We start from the raw sequence: 17,256 nt of genomic DNA, 5'->3' as shown, positions 1-17,256 counted from the left end.
GCTCCTGGTAAAACCGCCAGGATCAAGGGCACGTCCGCTCGTACGGCCGGGCGCCGAACGCTTCGGACCATTCGGCCTGGCTCAGGTTGCGGCCCGCCATCGCACACGCGAACGAGACCGTCTGGTCGAAGCGGGTGTCCCAGCGGTACGCCGTACCGTCGTACGCCGCAATGCTGATGATGTCGTGCCCGCCCGAGAACACTGGCGACACAGAGATCGGCTTGCCATCGGTTGTTGGCACCGTGACCGTGCCCAACAGGTCGAGTTTCTTGGCATCCCAGACGCTGACAGTTCCGTCTGCTGCCGCGGAAACGATGCGTTGGCTGTCCGGCGAGAAGCGAACGAACAGGCCGTGGTCGGAATGTCCCGATATGGGGGCGCGTCTCACCTGACGTGACCGCAGGTCGACGGTGAGCACCTCGCCGGACTCGCTGATGCCCGCGATCAGTTGTCCGTCCGGGGAATAGCTCGCTTCGTTGAGGCTCAGCGGCAGGTCACCCTCGGCGAGAACCGTCTCGCTCGCCGTGCTGATGCCACGCCAGTGATGCCGCGAGTTGTCCCAGGTGTGCGTGAAGATCACCGCACGCTGCCCGTCAGGAGCCCCGATGGGACAACAATCCGCCGTCCAGGCGGCGGCGCCGTCGGCTCCGGGCCGCAGGCGGCCCGAGTCGAAGTACGTGACGCCCGAGGAACCACCGACCAGGATCCGCCTGCCCTGATCGACGTACCCCGTGGACGTGACGTGGTCGAACGACCGCCGCGCGACGATCTTGCCGGTTCCGGCGTCGATGATCGCGATCGTGGTCTGATCGTGGATGGCCAACTGTCGTCCGTCGGGGTGCCAGGCTACCGGTCTCGCCGGGTTGCCGAAGAGAGCGAGGCCGAGTCGCGTGGGCGGGGTCATCGCGCCGGTCGCGGAATCGGCGATGCTGACCCACGAGTCCCGGCTCGTCCGCCACACATAGGCGGTCTTCATGCCGTCGGCCGAGGCCAGAACACTGAAATAGCGCTGCCGCGGAGCGACGCTGGTGTGCTGGAGGTACTGATGTTGCCCGGCCAGATCGTAGACGCGGAGGATGCCGGCGGCACTGGCCGTGTACAACGTGCCGTCGTCGCGGCTGAACCAAACTCCCCACGACACCTCCGCGGTCTTGAGTCGTCGACGCAGGGCTCCCGTTGCGACGTCCCAGAGGTCGATCTCACCGCCCTGCTCGGCCGTTGCCAGTTGGCTGTTCCCATGGGAGAAGGCGAATGCGCGCGGCGGTTCGCCAGGACTGAGGAAGTTCTTCAGGACCTTGCCGGTACGAGCGTCCACCACAACCGTGCCCGGGATGTCCTGCACCACGCCGGCGAGCCTCTCGCCGTCGGTCGTGATTGCCATGTCGGGGAAACCATTGGCATCTGTGCGTTGCCACTGCATTTTTCCGGTGACGACGTCGAAGGCGGTGAGCGGGAATCCGCAGTAGATGGTGCGACCATCGGGACTGAGAGCAGGCCCCTGAGAGCCGTCGGGGAAGTTGATTCTGTACGGCGGCCGCTCGGGCGCATTGACGTCCCAGACGAGTCCGAATCCGGCGCTGATGAACGGGTCATCCTTGTCAGGCACGTCCACCTGTACAGCGGCGGCGAGATAACGGCTGTTCCCACTGAAGGCGAGATGGGTGAATCGCAAGGTGCCGGGCGGGATCCAGAGCTGATGCTCAACCGGGCGAAGCGTATCCGGTGAGAGCAGTGTGACGGGCCGGCTGGGATCGACCGGACGCATGAAGTCGTCACCCGCGACCGCCGCGATCAGCCGGCCGTCCGGGCTGAATCTCGGGATGGTGTAGGTCTGCTTGTTCTTCGGTGCGGTTCCCAGCGGGAACGAACGCAGTGCCGCTCCCGAAGACGCGTCGTACATTCGGACAGTGGCGTCGTTGTCGCCGGAGATGATCCTGCGGCCGTCGGGTGAGACCTCGACGTTTTCCGTCCGCCCGGACGGCGCGGGAATCGATCGGATGAGCAGTGGTTGCCGGTTGATCGCCGCGACGAGATTCGCTCGTGAGTCCGCGTTGTCGTCGAACCGGACGCCTTGCGCCGCCAGCAGGACCGACCGGCTGATGTCCTTGGTAAGGGGCGAGCGAGCACCGACCCGGCGAGCCAGTTCGCTCGTCGCGGCCTGGCTGGCTCGGTCTGCTTGGCGCACCGCGACCACGCCGGCGATCAGTGCCCCGACCAGGAGCAAGGCGCCGGCGCCGAGGGCGGCGCGGAGTCTGCGGTTGATTCGCACCTGCTGGCGGGTGCGATGCTCGGCGGCGCGTAGCTCGGCTTCTGACAGTCGTTTGCTCGCCGCGAGGAAGTCCTGCTCCACCTCGGTCAACGTGGGCGTCGCCCGGGTTCGCCAGTCGAGAGCTTGGGCGAGGCGGACGCCGCGATAGAGCTCGCTGTCCGGCCGGCCGAGGCTGTTCCAGGAGTCGGCCGCGGCGACGAGGTGGTGAAGGACACGCTGGCCGTCGCGATCGTCGTCCAGCCATTCCTGGAGTCGCGGCCAGGCCCGTGCGAGCGACTCATGGGCGAGCTCGACCATGTCTGCGTCGCTGGTGACCAGTCGCGACTCGACGAGGAGGTTGATCATCGTGTCGTCCGCCGCGCTGGTCACGACTTGCCTGCGCGGCAGCCGGCTGCAGACGGGATCGTCGCCTTCCGGTCCCGGAATCACCAGGCGGAGGAAGAGATCGCGCAGGACCGCCCGTCGCTCGGCGGGAACTTGTTCGTACGCGTGCTCGGCCGACTGGGCCACCGCACCGCGAATCCCGCCGGTGGCGTTGTAACCGGCAACCGTGAGTACACGGCCCTCGCGGCGTTTCCAGGTCTCGGCAAGCGTGTGCGACATCAACGGAAGCGCCCCTGGCTGGTCCGTGACCTCGGTGACCAGGAGGTCGACCAGTCCGGGCTCGACGTGCAACGAGGCCAGGCGGGCCGGTTGCTCGATCGCGGTTCGCAGATTGGCATTGGTCATACCCGAGAGAAGATAAAGACCGCGTTCCACGGTCCTCGCGAACTCGGGGTCCGCAGTGACATCAGCGAGGCGGTCCGCGCGCAGCGAAAGGATCAGCGGCGTGCTGGTGGCGAGGGTCGTGAGTGCCCTCAGGAATCTGCTGCGCTCTGTCGGGTCCTGGCACAGCGAGAAGACTTCCTCGCACTGGTCGACTACTAATGCGGGCGCCGGTACGCCGGCTGGCATCGCGGTCGCCAGCGCTGCGAGCGGATGCGGGCCTGGGGTCATCACCACGACTCGCCGGCCGTCGCGGCCTAGCGATGCTGCGACGCCGGCCCGCACAAGTGAGGACTTGCCACACCCGGACGGCCCAATCACGGCCAGGACCGATTGGTCGGCCAGCTTGCGCAGGCAGGCAGCCACCTCGGCGTCGCGACCGTAGAAGCAGTCGGCGTCGTCGACGTCGTACGGCATGAGGCCTCTGTACGGGCACTCGGGGCTCGGCTCCGGCAGCGCGCTCTCGACCACCAAGGACGGGTCCTGGCGGAGGATCGCCTCTTCCAGCGCCGCCACGTCGCGGCTCGGTTCCAGGCCGAGATCTCGATCGAGCACCGTCCGCAGGCGGCGGATCGTCCGCAGCGCCTCACCTTGCCGTCCGGCCTGGTACTGCGCAGTGGCCAGCAGCACCCAGCGGCGCTCCCGCAGCGGGGCGTCGAGCACCAGGGCTTCGGCCTTGGCCAGGACCTCGTCGTGCAGACCCGCTCGCAGCGCAGACTCGACGTGCAACTCGTCGGCGGCGTACCGCAGTTCGGTCAGCCGGGTCGCCTCGATCCTCGCCGGCTCCCAGCTGTCCAACTCGACCCACGGTCGACCTCTCCACAGCGACAGCGCGTCGGCGAGGACGACGCCGGAGCGTTCGGGATCATCGGCCGCGAGTAGTTCGCGGGCACGACTCACCGCACGCTCGAACCGTTGCGCGTCGATCTCGTCCATCGGAACGGCCAGCCGATAACCGCGTGGCACCGTGACGATCGCATGGGCCCCGAGAACCTTCCGGAGCCGGGCGACGCATCCTTGGACCACCTTCGGCCACGACGCGGGCGGGGTGTCCGGCCAGATCGCGTCGGCCAGCTCCTCGGCACTGACGACCCCTCCAGGCCGAACGGCGAGAGCTGCGAGAACAACCCGATCGCGTCGCGCGAGAACCCTGTGATCCCCCTCGATCGTGAGCGGGCCGAGAACGGCGATACCCACAATCCGACTGTCGTCCCCGGGTCCCCGATCGTCAACGGCCGCGATACCGCGCTGATACCTGGCCTGGGCTCTTCGATACCTCCTCGTGCAACAACGAGATCAGTCGCCCGGCGTACCCGGACCACCAGCAGCGGCGGTCTCCGCCGGACAGGCCCACAAGGAGGTTTCCATCATGGCCGCGCGAAAGCTCAGCAGTACACGTCGGATCTCGGGAAGGCGACTGGCCGCGCTCTCGGCCGCCGGTGCGGGTGCGTGCCTGGCAATGCTGGTCGCGACCGGACCCGCCGACGCCAAGGTCGACCCGCCGGCACCCGCCGACGTCGTCACGTCACCGGTGCCGACTGGGCCGCCCAACTACACGAACTACAGAGCAGCGAGCGAGTCCACGACAGGGCAGGAGACCGGACTCGACGCCACCTCGATCGGGCTCGGAGTACTCGGTGGTCTCGCTCTGGGCGCGACCGGCCTCGGCGTCGCTCGTACCACGCATCGCCGTCGCGACCACGATGCGGCATCTCCGGCCTGATTCGGCTGTTCGGGGAGCCGGTACGCCGCCGAGGTGGCGGCGTACCGGCACTTGGTCAGGAGCCGATGGAGATGCGGTCCGTGGCGACTGGGGTGTAGGGGTCGTGGGCGGTCAGGTAGTTGGCGAAGGCGTCGATGTCGAGGCCGCCGAAGAACTTGTCCGTCCCCGTGGTGAAGGCGGGGAAGCCGTCGCCACCGTCGGAGAGGAAGTTGTTCGTGACGATGCGGTACGACGTGGCGTCCACCAGCGGCTGTCCGGCGATCCTGATCGACCCCGCGACAACCTTCGAGCCCGCCGCCGCGGCCGGGTTCCAGGTGTAGGTGATGCCCGCGACCTGGAGCACCTTGAACTTCGCGGCCTCCGGCCCGTTCACCCCGGAGAACTGCTGCTCCAGCAACGCCTTGATCTGCGTTCCGGTCATGTCCATCGACACCAGGAAGTTGTTGAACGGCTGCACGGTGAACGCCTGCCCGAACGTGACCTCACCGGCGTTCGACGCCAGGTCGGCACGGATACCGCCCGGGTTCATGAACGCCACCACCGGCGTCTTCCCGCCCGTGACGACCGAAGCATCGGCGAGCTGGGCGTCCGCGATCAGGTTGCCCAACGGCGATTCGAGCGAGTCGTCCGGCGTACGCACGACCGACGGTGTGGTCAGGTGGCCGATCACCTTGTTCGCGATCGGGTCGACGAGCGTCTTGTACTTGGCGATCAGCTCGGCGGTCTTGCGGTCCTGCGGCACGTCCCGGGTGACGATCTGGTTGTTGGCCAGTGTGTTCACCCGGTCGACGTCACCGGTCGCGTTGTCGATGCTCAGCCGGACCTCGGTCACCAGCCGGCCGAACGACGACGCGCTGGTGACGAGCCGCGGCTTGCCGGCCTTGTCGGGCAGCGAGCAGTTGTACGCCTGGTGGGTGTGGCCGGAGATGATCGCGTCGATCTCCGGGTCCAGCCCGGCGTTGATGTCGACGATCGGGCCGGAGATCCCCGGGCAGCTGTTGTAGGCCCTCGGGTCGGCCGGGAAGCCACCCTCGTGCAGCAGCACGACGATCGACTTCACGCCCTTGCTCTTCAGCACCGGAACCAGCGCGTTCGCCGTCTCGATCTCGTCCTTGAACGTCAGGCCCGCGACGCCGGACTTGGTGACGATGTTCGGCGTGTTCTCCAGCGTCATGCCGATGAACGCGACCTTGCGGCCGTCGTCGAAGGACTTGATCGTGTACGGCGCGAACAGCGTCTTCTGCGTGTTCTCGAAGAACACGTTCGCGGACAGGTACTTGAACTTCGCGCCCTTGAACGGGTGTTTCGGGTCGGGGCAGGAGTTCTGGTTGTTCTGCCCGTCGCCGTCGGGCAGACAGCCACCGGTCTGCATCCGGAGCAGCTCGTGCCAGCCCTCGTCGAACTCGTGGTTGCCGACCGACGCGGCCTCCAGGCCCATCCCGCTCAGCGCCTCGATCGTCGGCTCGTCGTGGAACGCGGCCGACAGCAGCGGCGAGGCGCCGATCAGGTCACCCGCGGCGACCGTGACGGAGTCCTGCCCCTTCGCCGCCGCGGCGGCGCGCAAGTCCTTCAGGTGGGTCGCGAGGTAGGCCGCGCCACCGGCCGGAATGCCGTTGATGTTGCCGCCCGATCCCGTCGCCGGCTCCAGGTTGCCGTGGAAGTCGTTGAGGGCGAGCAGCTGGATCTGGGTGTGCGTCGGCTTGGGCTTCGCCGGCGCCGCCTGGGTCACGGTTCCCCCCGTGGCCATGGCGAGTACCGCGGCCGTGCCGGCGGCGATCAGGCCGAGGGCCCGCCGTCCCCCCAACCGCTTCTTGTCTCGTCCTGTCAGGGCCATGTCTACTCCGTTGTAGTGGCGATCACCGCGGTGCGGTCCCCGCGAAAAGGTCCGCGGTGCCGCGAAAATTACCCGACGTGACGCGACCCATCCAAGGACTTGAGCATGAACTGAGCCAGACCTTTTACGGTATTCAGGTGACTCTCGAAGCCGTACCCTCACCGTTGCCCTCGGCCACCGCCGCCGCCGTCACGGAACTCGCCCGCTCAGCTGCACACAGCGACGGCGTCCACCCGCTCACAGAGCGCACCCTGCTCCACCTCGACGGCGAGCACCCCGGCGACCTGCACGTACTCGCGTACGAAGGCGACCCGGGCACGATCGAGGTCACCGGCCTGCAAAGCGCCCGAAACCTCATCGGGTACGGCGCCCTCGCGCCAGACGGCTCGGCCGAGCTGGTCGTCGCCCCCACAGCAAGACGCCAAGGCACCGGTACGGCGCTACTCCGCATGCTGCTCGATCACGGTGGTAAGCGAACCCAGGTGTGGGCGCACGGACGACTACCTGGCTCCGACGAGTTGGCGAGCCGACTCGGTCTGGAGGTCACACGGGAGCTCTACTTCCTCCGGCGTACCAGGGCTTCTCTTCCTGACGCGGTGTGGCCGGAGGGCATCGCCGTACGGACATTTGTGCCCGGACAGGACGATGCGGCTTGGCTGAAGGTGAACAGCGAGGCTTTCGCGGATCACCCCGAGCAGGGTAGTTGGACGGCGGCCGATCTGGCCGAGCGCCTGCAGCAGCCGTGGTTCGACGCGAACGGTTTCTTCCTGGCGGTGGACTCGAGCACTGACGCAGTGGCCGGCTTCCACTGGACGAAGGTCGAGGACGGTATCGGCGAGGTTTACGTGGTCGGCGTATCCCCGACCTATCAGGGCAGCGGCCTGGGCAAGGCGCTCACCCTTCAGGGCCTCCACCACCTCCAGGAAGACCGCGGCCTGGACACCGTCGTCCTCTACGTAGACGGCACCAACACAGCAGCCCGCCGCCTCTACAACTCCCTCGGCTTCACGACGGCCGCCCTGGACGTCCAGTACGCCCCCAAGTCCCTGTGAACGACGTCACAGCGAAGTCATCCCCTCACTTCCCGTCATAAACCCCACCCCTCGCCCGTCCCACCATCAACCAGGAGCCGTCCGCGCCTCTAACCCCCCAGCCGGACGGCTCCTGGCCGTGATCCACAACTGCACCTAATAGAGCACTGACTTCAGGTGGGTGGTTAGGTGGGTTTGGGCTTCTCGGGTGGTGCCGGGGATGTTCAGGAGGTTGGCGTAGCCGTGGGTGAGGGACGGGTGGGGGACGTAGGTGAGGTCGTTGCCGGCTGCGCGGAGGGCGGTGGCGTACTCGGCGCCTTCGTCTCGGAGGGGGTCGAAGCCGCCGGTGGTGAGGTAGGTAGGGGCGAGACCGGTGAGGTCTTCGGCCAGGAGGGGCGACACCACGGGGTCGGTGCGGACCTTGGGGTCGGGGGTGTAGTGGTCGCGGTACCAGATGATGTCGTCTTCGGTGAGGATCATGCCCTCGGAGAAGAGGTCTCGGCTGGGGCGGCGGTTGACCAGGTCCAGGGCCGGATAGAGGAGGACCTGGAGGGCGGGCTGCGGCAGGTTGCGGCGTACGCATTGCTGGGCGACGACGGCGGCCAGGTTGCCGCCGGCACTGTCGCCACCGACGGCCACCAATGACGGGTCGGCGCCGAGGTCTTCGGCGTGGTCGACGGCCCAGGTGAAGGCGGCGATAGCGTCCTCGGCCGCGGTCGGCGCCGGCGCCTCGGGGGCCAGGCGGTAGTCGACCGCCAGGACCCGGATGCCGGCATCGCGGGACAGCGATCGGCAGAGCGCGTCGTGGGTGTCGAGGTCGCCTACCACCCAGCCGCCGCCGTGGAGGAACACCAGCAGGCCGCGGCCGGCGTCGCGCGGGACGTACAGCCGCGCCCCCAACTGGCCGTCGGCACCACGGACGGTCAGCTCGGTCACGCGCTGTAGTTCGACCGGCGGGCCGGCGACGAGCGCGCACAGGGTCTTCAGGTGCGCGCGCGCCGTGGCCGCGTCGGACTTGGTTGTTCTCGGCAACAACTTCTCGACGCGCACGAGCAGCTGCAGCTCGGGGTCGAGCGTGTTGCCGTCGATCTGGATCGGCGGCCCGGCCAACCGGCGCCGGACGGCGGTGGGCAGGGCGTACAGCGGGGTCAGGGCGTTCGCCTGTACGGCGGCCACCGCGCCCCGGAGCACCGAGTCCAGTCGTGGGTTCACAAGGAGTGACGCTAGCAACTGCAAGCGTCGGCCCTCGTGCCGAGGCGACCGAGTACATCACATTCAGCACCCGCGGACGGCTACCTCTTGTTCACCAAAGGATGGGATGCTGGTCAACGTGGCTGGAGACCTGCTGGCATCCCACAACCGCGAGTACGACGTCGAGCCGCCGTACGACATCGCGGCGGCCGGCGACCTTCCGGGCGACCGTTTCTCCGATCGCGAGCTGAGCTGGCTCGCGTTCAACCAGCGCGTCCTCGAACTGGCCGAGAACGACCGGATCCCGCTGCTCGAGCGGGCCAAGTTCCTGGCCATCTTCGCCAGCAACCTGGACGAGTTCTACATGGTCCGGATCGCCGGTCTGAAGCGCCGGATCGCGGCCGGGGTCGCGGTGCGGGCGGCCAGCGGCCTGCTCCCGCGCGAGGTTCTGGACCGCAGCCTGGCCCGCAGCCGTGAGCTGATGGACCGGCAGGCGGAGACCTGGCGGAAGGCGGTCCAGCCGGCGCTGACCGAGCAGGGCATCGACATCCTGCGCTGGGACGAGCTCGAGCACTCCGAGCGCGAGGACATGACGCGGTTCTTCCGGGACCGCGTGTTTCCGGTGCTGACCCCGCTGGCGGTCGACCCGTCGCACCCGTTCCCGTACATCTCCGGCCTCTCGCTGAACCTGGCCGTCGTGGTCCGCAACCCCGACACCGGCGGCGAGCACTTCGCCCGGGTGAAGGTGCCGCCGCTGCTGCCGCGGTTCGTCCGCGTCGCCGACGGCCGGTTCGTCCCGCTCGAGGACGTCATCGCGACCCACCTGAGCCAGTTGTTCCCGGGGATGGAGGTCACCCAGCACCACACCTTCCGGGTCACCCGGAACGAGGACCTCGAGGTCGAGGAGGACGACGCCGAGAACCTGCTGGCCGCGCTCGAGAAGGAGCTGCTGCGCCGCCGGTTCGGCCCGCCGGTCCGGCTCGAGGTCGAGGAGTCGATCGACCCGCAGGTGAAGGCACTGCTGCTGTCGGAGCTGGGCGTCACCGAGGCCGAGGTGTTCGAGCTGCCCGGCCCGCTGGACCTGCGTGGCCTGTTCACGATCGCGAGCCTGGACCGCGCCGAGCTGAAGTACCCGGGGTTCGTGCCCTCGACCCACCCGCACCTGGCGGAGGTCGAGACGGCCAACCCGGCGGACATGTTCTACGCGCTGAAGCAGCGCGACGTCCTGGTTCACCACCCGTACGACTCGTTCTCGACCAGTGTGCAGCGATTCATCGAGCAGGCAGCCGCGGATCCGCATGTGCTGGCGATCAAGCAGACGCTGTACCGCACCTCCGGTGACTCACCGATCGTGGACGCGCTGATCGACGCCGCCGAGGCCGGCAAGCAGGTACTGGTGCTGGTCGAGATCCAGGCTCGCTTCGACGAGACGGCGAACATCAAATGGGCCCGCCAGCTGGAGCACGCGGGCTGTCATGTCGTGTACGGCGTGATCGGCCTCAAGACGCACTGCAAGCTGTCGATGGTCGTCCGTGAGGAGCCGGACGGCCTGCGCCGTTACGCGCACATCGGCACGGGCAACTACCACCCCAAGACCGCCCGGCTGTACGAGGACCTCGGACTGCTGACCAGCGACCGGGTGGTCACCGAGGACATCGCGCATCTGTTCAACCACCTGTCCGGGTTCGGACGCAGCGCCGGTTACCGGCGGATCCTGGTCGCACCCCAGTCGGTACGGCGAGGGCTCGTGGAGCGGATCGATCGAGAGGTCCAGCACCACCAGGCCGGTCGTCCGGCCCGGGTCCGGATCAAGGTGAACAGCCTGGTGGACGAGGCGCTGTGTGACGCGCTCTACCGGGCGTCACAGGCCGGCGTACCCGTGGAGTTGTGGATCCGCGGCATCTGCACGCTCCGGCCCGGCATCCCGGGCTTGTCCGACAACATCCAGGTCCGCAGCATCCTCGGCCGGTTCCTCGAGCACAGCCGGGTGTTCTGGTTCGAGAACGGCGCCGAGCCGGAGGTGTGGATCGGATCGGCCGACCTGATGCACCGCAACCTGGACCGCCGGGTCGAGGTGCTGGTGCAGCTGAAGGAACCCGACCACGTCACCGAGCTCGGGGAGATGTTCGACCTGGCCATGGACGAGGGCACCGGCTCGTGGTGGCTGCAGGCCGACGACACCTGGCGGCCCCGGCTCATCCGGTCGGATGGCGAACCGCTGCGCGATCTGCAAGAAAGACTCATCGCCACGCGTGGGCGCCGCAGGACAGCCGATCCCATTACCTAGGCTGAATTCATGAGCAACCCGGCGACCGTCATCGCCGCGGGCGCTGTCGTCTGGCGTGAGAGCCGCGGTACCAGGCAGGTGCTGCTCGTGCACCGGCCGCGGTACGACGACTGGTCCCTGCCGAAGGGCAAGCTGATGGCGCAAGAGCACGTACTGCTCGCCGCACGGCGTGAGATCGAGGAAGAGACCGGACAGCAGGTCGTCCTCGGCCCACCCCTCGGTGCGCAGCGCTATCCGGTCCGCAAGAACGGCGGGACCGTGCAGAAGCTCGTGCACTACTGGTCTGCCACTCCGATCGACGACAGCGACTTCCAGCCGAACGACGAGGTGGACGAGATCACCTGGTTGCCGGTGGACAAGGCCCGCAGCAAGCTCAGTTACCCGCGCGACGTGGACATCCTGGACGCCCTGGAGCCGGCGGTCCCGGTCACCGCCACGCTGGTGCTGGTGCGGCACGCGGAGGCGGTGAAGCGGAAGGAGTGGGACGGCAAGGACACAGTCCGCCCCCTCAGCAGCACCGGTACGGCGGTGGCCGAGCAACTGTCCGGCGTACTCGCGGCTCTCGGTGCCAACCGGTTGATCAGCAGTGATGCGGAGCGGTGTGTGGCGACGATCACGCCGTACGCGGCCTTGCTCGATCGGCACATCCACCTGTGGCCGGAGATCTCCGAGCGTGGGTACGACGCGGATCCGGACGGCCTGCGTGGTTTGGGCGAACGGGCCTGGAAGACGGGCAAGGTGACCGTGGTGTGCTCGCACCGGCCGGTGCTGCCCGCACTGTCCCGGGAGCTCGGCCTGAAGGTCGGCAAGTTCTCCACCGGAGCCTTCCTGGTGGCACACCGACTGGCCGACGGCCGACTGGTCCACGAGCGTTTCAGGGCCCCGTGACACGGGTCGGTGACGATCCAGGCACAGCTGTGGGTGCGTCGGGGTGACACTAGGTGTGACGGGTATCTTCCTACCGAGGAACCCGGCGTCCCACCGGGCGCGGGTCTGAGGAGAGGTTCGGGGCGCACCATGACGATGATGCGAGAACTGACACTGATCGGGATCCGGATGGAATCGCCCAACCGGGCTCCGGTGATGATGCTGCGCGAGACCGAGGGCTACCGCTACTTGCCGATCTCGATCGGCTCGGTCGAGGCGACGGCGATCGCGTACGAAGAGCAGGGGCTGCGTCCTTCGCGCCCGCTCACGCACGATCTGATGCGCGATCTGATCGAGGCGTTCGGGGTCCACATCGAGGCCGTCGAGATCGTCGAACTGCGGGACGCCGTCTTCTACGCCGAGCTCGTGCTCGCCAACGGCGCCCGCGTCTCGGCCCGGCCGAGCGATTCGGTCGCCCTGGCGGTCCGCCTCGGTACGCCGATCCGCTGCACCGAACAGGTTCTCCGCGAAGCCGGTGTCGCCACCCCCGAGGAAGAACAGGCCGAGCTGGAACGCTTTCGCCAGTTCCTCGACGGCGTCGCCCCGGAGGACTTCTCCAGCTGAACCAGGACACAGCTCCGGGCGACCGAAGCCGGTCGTTCACGTTGAGAGTGCGCTGAGCGTTACCGAAACGTGAGCCAACAGGCGTTCGCGTCGACGCAGAGTCACGCCTCCTAACTCAGTTCACCTGTTAGCCGCCTATCGGCACGCCAGACGTCGCACACGCTACTAGAACCGTTCACCGCTCGTTCACCAGTGACGGACCGGTCGGTCACCTGGTCTCCCTACCGTCTGTGGAAGTTCAGAAGTCTGATTCCCGCAGAAGGGCAACACTCTCGTGTCCGTCAATCGCCTGCTCCGCGTCGGCTCCGTCGCCGTGGCATCCCTCGGCGTGCTCGCTCTGAGCGCCTGTGGCAGTGACCCGGAGCCGTCGGGCTCCTCGAGCCCCGGCGGGTCGTCGTCGTCCGCGGCTGCCGACTGCCCGCAGGGCACCCTGAACGCCGAGGGCTCCTCGGCGCAGAAGAATGCCATCGACGAAATCATCAGCAAGTACAACGAGAAGTGCGCCGACGTCACGGTGAACTACAACCCGACCGGCTCCGGTGCGGGCATCAAGCAGTTCAACGCGGCCCAGGTCGACTTCGCCGGTTCCGACTCGGCCCTCAAGACCGAGGCCACCGACGGCGGCGAGACCGAGATGGCCCAGGCCACCAAGCGCTGCCAGAACAACGCCGCCCTCGACCTGCCGATGGTGATCGGCCCGGTCGCGATCGCCTACAACGTCGACGGCCTGGACAAGCTGGTCCTGGACGGCCCGACCGCCGCCAAGATCTTCCAGGGCAGCATCAAGACCTGGAACGATCCGGCGATCGCCAAGCTGAACGCGGGCGTCACGCTGCCGTCGGCCCCGATCTCGGTGTTCTTCCGCTCCGACGAGTCCGGCACCACCGAGAACTTCGCCAAGTACCTGGCCGCCTCCGGCGGTGGCGCCTGGACCGGTAAGCCGGCCAAGAAGTGGACCGGCACCGGCGCCGGCAAGGAGAAGTCCGCGGGTGTCGCCGAGGGCGTCAAGAGCACCAAGAACTCGATCACCTACGTCGAGTGGTCGTACGCCGTCGACAACAAGCTCGGCATCGCGCAGATCGACAACGGCTCGGGCACCCCGGTCGAGCTGACCGCCGAGTCCGCCGGCAAGGCGCTCGCCGCGGCGAAGCCGGCCAGCGCGGGCGGCAACGACCTGTCGCTGAAGCTGGACTACGCGACCAAGGAGGCGGGCGCCTACCCGATCATCCTGGTCACCTACGAGGTCGCCTGCAGCAAGGGTCTGCCGGCCGAGAAGACCGCGCTGGTGAAGAGCTTCCTGAGCTACTTCGTCAGCAAGGACGGCCAGGCCTCGCTGACCGACCTGAACTACGCGCCGCTGCCGGAGGAGATCCGGACCAAGGTCGACGCGGCCATCCAGTCGATCAGCTGACGACGAAACAGCGGTGAATGCGAGCCCCGGCCGGTCCCCGAGTCATCGGAGGGCGGCCGGGGCTTCGCCTCGTCGGACCTGGCACACCTTGACCCCACGACCCAGGCGCTTGGAGCACCATCGATGAGTAGTCCAGACGGCACGGCACCGCCCGACCGGCCGAACGGCGCGGCCGCCGACCCGGCGACGGACGAGACCCCGGCGGCGGCCGAGACCCCGGCCGGTACGGAAGAACCGCGGATCGAGGATCTCGTCCACGAGACCTCCGACCCGGCCCCGAGGTTCGAGGGCCTGGCCGAGGAACATGCCGAGCACGAGGCCGCCGAGCACCGAGCGGCCGAGACCATGACCGAGGCCGGGGTCGAGTCGACGACCGGCACCGCGGCGCGGCCGGCCGACACCGACAAGAAGGTCGAACTCGGCCCGGTCGGTCACCTCGGCGACCGGCTGTTCGCCGGCCTGGCCCGCGGCTCCGGCGGTCTGGTGGTCGCGATCGTCGCGTTCGTCGGCATCTTCCTGCTGGCGCTGGCGATTCCCTCGCTGGCCGACAACAACAGCAGCTTCCTGTTCTCCCGGATCTGGGAGCCCGGCGGTGACGACCCCCGGTTCGGTATCGCCGCGATGTTCTACACCACCGTGATCAGCTCGATCATCGCGATGCTGATCGCGGTCCCGATCGCGATCGGGGTCGCGCTGTTCGTCACCTACTACTCGCCGAAGCGACTGGCCCAGCCGGTCGCGTACGCGGTCGACTTGCTCGCCGCGGTGCCGTCGATCATCTACGGCCTGTGGGGCATCCTGTTCTTCGCGCCGATCCTGCGCCCGGTGATCGACGGCCTGGCCTCGGCGCTCGGCTGGCTCCCGCTGTTCGAGAAGCCGCCGGGCGACAACGTCGGTGTGGTGTTCACCGCGTCCGTCGTGCTGGCGGTCATGATCCTGCCGGTGGTGACCGCGATCAGCCGGGAGATCTTCCAGCAGACGCCGATCGAGCACCGCGAGGGCGCCCTCGCGCTCGGCGCGACCAAGTGGGAGATGATCCGGATGGCCGTGCTGCCGTACGGCCGGTCCGGTGTGGTCAGCGCCTCGATGCTCGGCCTGGGCCGGGCGCTCGGTGAGACGGTCGCCGTCCTGATCATCCTGTCGGTGCCGAACGGCAACGACCCGTGGAACTCGTCGATCTTCGCCGGTGGCGAGACGTTCGCGTCGAAGATCGCGAACAACGCCGCCGAGTTCGACTCGCCGGAGAAGACCGGCGCCTACATCGCGGCCGGCCTGGTGTTGTTCGTGGTGACGTTCCTGGTCAACTCCGCTGCCCGGATCATCGTCGCCCGCAGCGGCCCCGGTGGTAAGCGGCCGCGCCGCAACCGCCGCGCCGGTTCGTCCACCGCGACCGAAGGAGCGACCTCATGACGACCATGGCCGCCAACGAACCGGCGTACGACGGTCAGGCGCTGGACCTGACCGGGAAGTCGGGGGCCCGGGCCTTCAAGAACACGCTGGCCACCGTGCTGATCGTGCTGGCCTTCGTGGTCGCGCTCATCCCGCTGGTGTGGATCCTCTTCACCGTGATCAGCAAGGGCTACCACCTCCTGCTGAGCGCGGACTGGTGGAGCCAGTCGCAGCGCGGTATCACCGTCCGCCGTGAGGGCGGGGGCGCGTACCACGCGATCATGGGCACGCTGATCATGTCGCTGATCACCGCGGTCATCGCGGTGCCGATCGCCGTCTTCGGCGCGATCTACCTGGTCGAGTACGGCAAGGGCACCAAGGCCGCCCGCGCGGTCAGCTTCATGATCGACATCCTCACCGGTGTCCCGTCGATCGTCGCCGCGCTGTTCATCTACGCGGTCTGGATCACGGTCTTCGGTTTCAACCGGGTCGGGTTCGCGGTGTCGCTGTCGCTGGTGCTGCTGATGCTGCCCGTCGTACTGCGCTCGACCGAGGAGATGCTCAAGCTCGTCCCGGACGAGTTGCGGGAGGCGTCGTACGCACTCGGCGTGCCGAAGTGGAAGACAATCCTGAAGGTGGTCGTGCCGACCGCGTTCGGTGGCATCGTCACCGGCGTGATGCTCGGTCTGGCCCGCGTGATGGGTGAGACCGCGCCGCTGCTGATCCTGGTCGGCTACTCCAAGAACATCAACCTGAACCCGTTCAACGGGTTCATGGGCGCGCTGCCGACGATGATCAACCAGGACCGGACCGAGCTGGCGCTGCAGCCGGCCGCGGACCGGGTCTGGGCGGCCGCGCTGACGCTGATCCTGCTTGTCCTTGTCCTCAACGTGCTGGCCCGGCTGATCGCCCGGTTCAGCGCGATCAAGTCGAAATAGTCACGAGAGGTACTGAGTCGATATGGCGAAGCGCATCGAGGTCAGCGGCCTCAACGTCTACTACGGCGACTTCAAGGCGGTGGAGGACGTGTCGATGACGATCGAGCCCCGCTCGGTCACGGCGTTCATCGGCCCGTCCGGCTGCGGCAAGTCCACCTTCCTGCGCACCCTGAATCGGATGCACGAGGTGATCCCCGGCGCCCGGGTCGAGGGCAAGGTGATGCTGGACCAGCAGGACCTGTACGCGACCGGCATCGACCCGGTGGCGGTCCGCCGCGTGGTCGGCATGGTGTTCCAGCGGCCGAACCCGTTCCCGACCATGTCCATCTTCGACAACGTCGCGTCCGGCCTGAAGCTCAACGGGGTCAAGGACCGTAAGAAGCTCACCGAGGTGGTCGAGCAGTCCCTGCACGGCGCCAACCTCTGGAACGAGGTCAAGGACCGGCTGGACAAGCCCGGCGCCGGACTGTCCGGTGGTCAGCAGCAGCGGCTGTGCATCGCCCGGGCGATCGCGGTCGAGCCCGAGGTGATCCTGATGGACGAGCCGTGCTCGGCCCTGGACCCGATCTCGACGCTCGCGATCGAGGACCTGATCGAGAAGCTGAAGGACAAGTTCACCGTCGTCATCGTCACCCACAACATGCAGCAGGCGGCCCGGGTGTCGGACCAAACCGGATTCTTCAACCTGGCCGCGACCGGTAAGCCGGGCCGGCTGATCGAGATGGGTTCGACCAAGATGATCTTCTCCAACCCGACCGAGAAGGCGACCGAGGACTACATCACCGGCCGCTTCGGCTGATCCGCCGTACGACGAACCGCGCCGGCCGGCGGGGGCCCGGGTTGGCGCCGCGGCCGGGAGTTTTAGGGGGGTAAAAAAAAAAACAAAAACGTTATTGAGGGAAAGAGAGAACGACGGTGAGTTAAGAT

General features: G+C 67.8%; 12 protein-coding genes. 9 read left to right on the top strand and 3 right to left on the bottom strand.

Going from position 1 to position 17,256, the window contains the following annotated elements; all coding sequences use genetic code 11:
- Positions 1 to 22: 22 nt before the first annotated feature.
- Positions 23 to 4,231 carry a BTAD domain-containing putative transcriptional regulator gene (locus AB0E63_RS19840; protein WP_360367849.1) on the bottom strand — a complete coding sequence of 1,403 codons (4,209 nt, stop codon included), beginning with the start codon at positions 4,229 to 4,231 and terminating at the stop codon, positions 23 to 25.
- Between the two features lie 172 nt (positions 4,232 to 4,403).
- Here AB0E63_RS19840 and AB0E63_RS19835 point away from each other — a divergent pair, with 172 nt between their 5' ends.
- On the top strand, positions 4,404 to 4,757 hold the full coding sequence (locus tag AB0E63_RS19835) for a hypothetical protein (protein WP_360367846.1): 354 nt from the start codon (positions 4,404 to 4,406) through the stop codon (positions 4,755 to 4,757).
- A gap of 55 nt (positions 4,758 to 4,812) precedes the next feature.
- Here the strand turns inward: AB0E63_RS19835 and AB0E63_RS19830 are convergent, their stop codons facing one another.
- Positions 4,813 to 6,591, bottom strand: a complete 1,779-nt coding sequence (locus tag AB0E63_RS19830) for a bifunctional metallophosphatase/5'-nucleotidase (RefSeq protein WP_360367843.1) — start codon at positions 6,589 to 6,591, stop codon at positions 4,813 to 4,815.
- Positions 6,592 to 6,728: 137 nt separating this feature from the next.
- Between AB0E63_RS19830 and mshD the strand changes: the two genes are divergently transcribed.
- Entirely contained in the window at positions 6,729 to 7,643 is a 915-nt protein-coding gene (mshD, locus tag AB0E63_RS19825; protein ID WP_360367840.1) for a mycothiol synthase, read from the top strand.
- Positions 7,644 to 7,778: 135 nt separating this feature from the next.
- Here the strand turns inward: mshD and AB0E63_RS19820 are convergent, their stop codons facing one another.
- Positions 7,779 to 8,834 carry an alpha/beta hydrolase gene (locus AB0E63_RS19820; protein WP_360367838.1) on the bottom strand — a complete coding sequence of 352 codons (1,056 nt, stop codon included), beginning with the start codon at positions 8,832 to 8,834 and terminating at the stop codon, positions 7,779 to 7,781.
- A 106-nt stretch (positions 8,835 to 8,940) separates the two neighbouring features.
- Between AB0E63_RS19820 and AB0E63_RS19815 the strand changes: the two genes are divergently transcribed.
- From AB0E63_RS19815 to pstB, 7 genes are all read left to right on the top strand, one after another.
- A complete protein-coding gene (locus AB0E63_RS19815; RefSeq protein ID WP_360367835.1) occupies positions 8,941 to 11,100 on the top strand; it encodes an RNA degradosome polyphosphate kinase in 2,160 nt (719 codons plus the stop codon).
- 9 nt (positions 11,101 to 11,109) lie between these two features.
- Positions 11,110 to 11,988 carry an NUDIX domain-containing protein gene (locus tag AB0E63_RS19810; protein ID WP_360367832.1) on the top strand — a complete coding sequence of 293 codons (879 nt, stop codon included), beginning with the start codon at positions 11,110 to 11,112 and terminating at the stop codon, positions 11,986 to 11,988.
- 138 nt (positions 11,989 to 12,126) lie between these two features.
- Positions 12,127 to 12,591 (top strand): bifunctional nuclease family protein, encoded by a 465-nt coding sequence (locus tag AB0E63_RS19805; protein ID WP_184802629.1) that lies wholly within the window; start codon positions 12,127 to 12,129, stop codon positions 12,589 to 12,591.
- Positions 12,592 to 12,865: 274 nt separating this feature from the next.
- Entirely contained in the window at positions 12,866 to 14,002 is a 1,137-nt protein-coding gene (pstS, locus tag AB0E63_RS19800; RefSeq protein ID WP_360367829.1) for a phosphate ABC transporter substrate-binding protein PstS, read from the top strand.
- Positions 14,003 to 14,125: 123 nt separating this feature from the next.
- A complete protein-coding gene (pstC, locus tag AB0E63_RS19795) occupies positions 14,126 to 15,412 on the top strand; it encodes a phosphate ABC transporter permease subunit PstC (protein WP_360367827.1) in 1,287 nt (428 codons plus the stop codon).
- Complete coding sequence (gene pstA / locus AB0E63_RS19790; RefSeq protein ID WP_360367825.1) at positions 15,409 to 16,329, top strand: phosphate ABC transporter permease PstA; 921 nt, start codon at positions 15,409 to 15,411, stop codon at positions 16,327 to 16,329. Before pstC ends, pstA begins: the two co-directional genes overlap by 4 nt.
- A gap of 22 nt (positions 16,330 to 16,351) precedes the next feature.
- The gene (pstB, locus tag AB0E63_RS19785) at positions 16,352 to 17,128 is read left to right on the top strand and encodes a phosphate ABC transporter ATP-binding protein PstB (RefSeq protein WP_360367822.1); all 777 of its coding nucleotides are present in this window, start codon (positions 16,352 to 16,354) and stop codon (positions 17,126 to 17,128) included.
- Positions 17,129 to 17,256 lie beyond the last annotated feature (128 nt).

The sequence above is a fragment of the Kribbella sp. NPDC026596 genome, assembly GCF_040638415.1.
In the GTDB taxonomy this organism is placed as follows: domain Bacteria; phylum Actinomycetota; class Actinomycetes; order Propionibacteriales; family Kribbellaceae; genus Kribbella.
The sequence above is the reverse complement of the archived record's forward strand: the minus strand, read 5'-3'. Positions and strand labels throughout refer to the sequence as shown.

Coding starts and splice junctions, on each gene's coding strand:
- AB0E63_RS19835 (WP_360367846.1), top strand. CDS start 4,404: ATGGCCGCGCGAAAGCTCAGCAGTACACGTCGGATCTCGGGAAGGCGA.
- AB0E63_RS19830 (WP_360367843.1), bottom strand. CDS start 6,591: ATGGCCCTGACAGGACGAGACAAGAAGCGGTTGGGGGGACGGCGGGCC.
- AB0E63_RS19815 (WP_360367835.1), top strand. CDS start 8,941: ATGCTGGTCAACGTGGCTGGAGACCTGCTGGCATCCCACAACCGCGAG.
- AB0E63_RS19810 (WP_360367832.1), top strand. CDS start 11,110: ATGAGCAACCCGGCGACCGTCATCGCCGCGGGCGCTGTCGTCTGGCGT.
- AB0E63_RS19805 (WP_184802629.1), top strand. CDS start 12,127: ATGCGAGAACTGACACTGATCGGGATCCGGATGGAATCGCCCAACCGG.
- pstC (WP_360367827.1), top strand. CDS start 14,126: ATGAGTAGTCCAGACGGCACGGCACCGCCCGACCGGCCGAACGGCGCG.
- pstA (WP_360367825.1), top strand. CDS start 15,409: ATGACGACCATGGCCGCCAACGAACCGGCGTACGACGGTCAGGCGCTG.
- pstB (WP_360367822.1), top strand. CDS start 16,352: ATGGCGAAGCGCATCGAGGTCAGCGGCCTCAACGTCTACTACGGCGAC.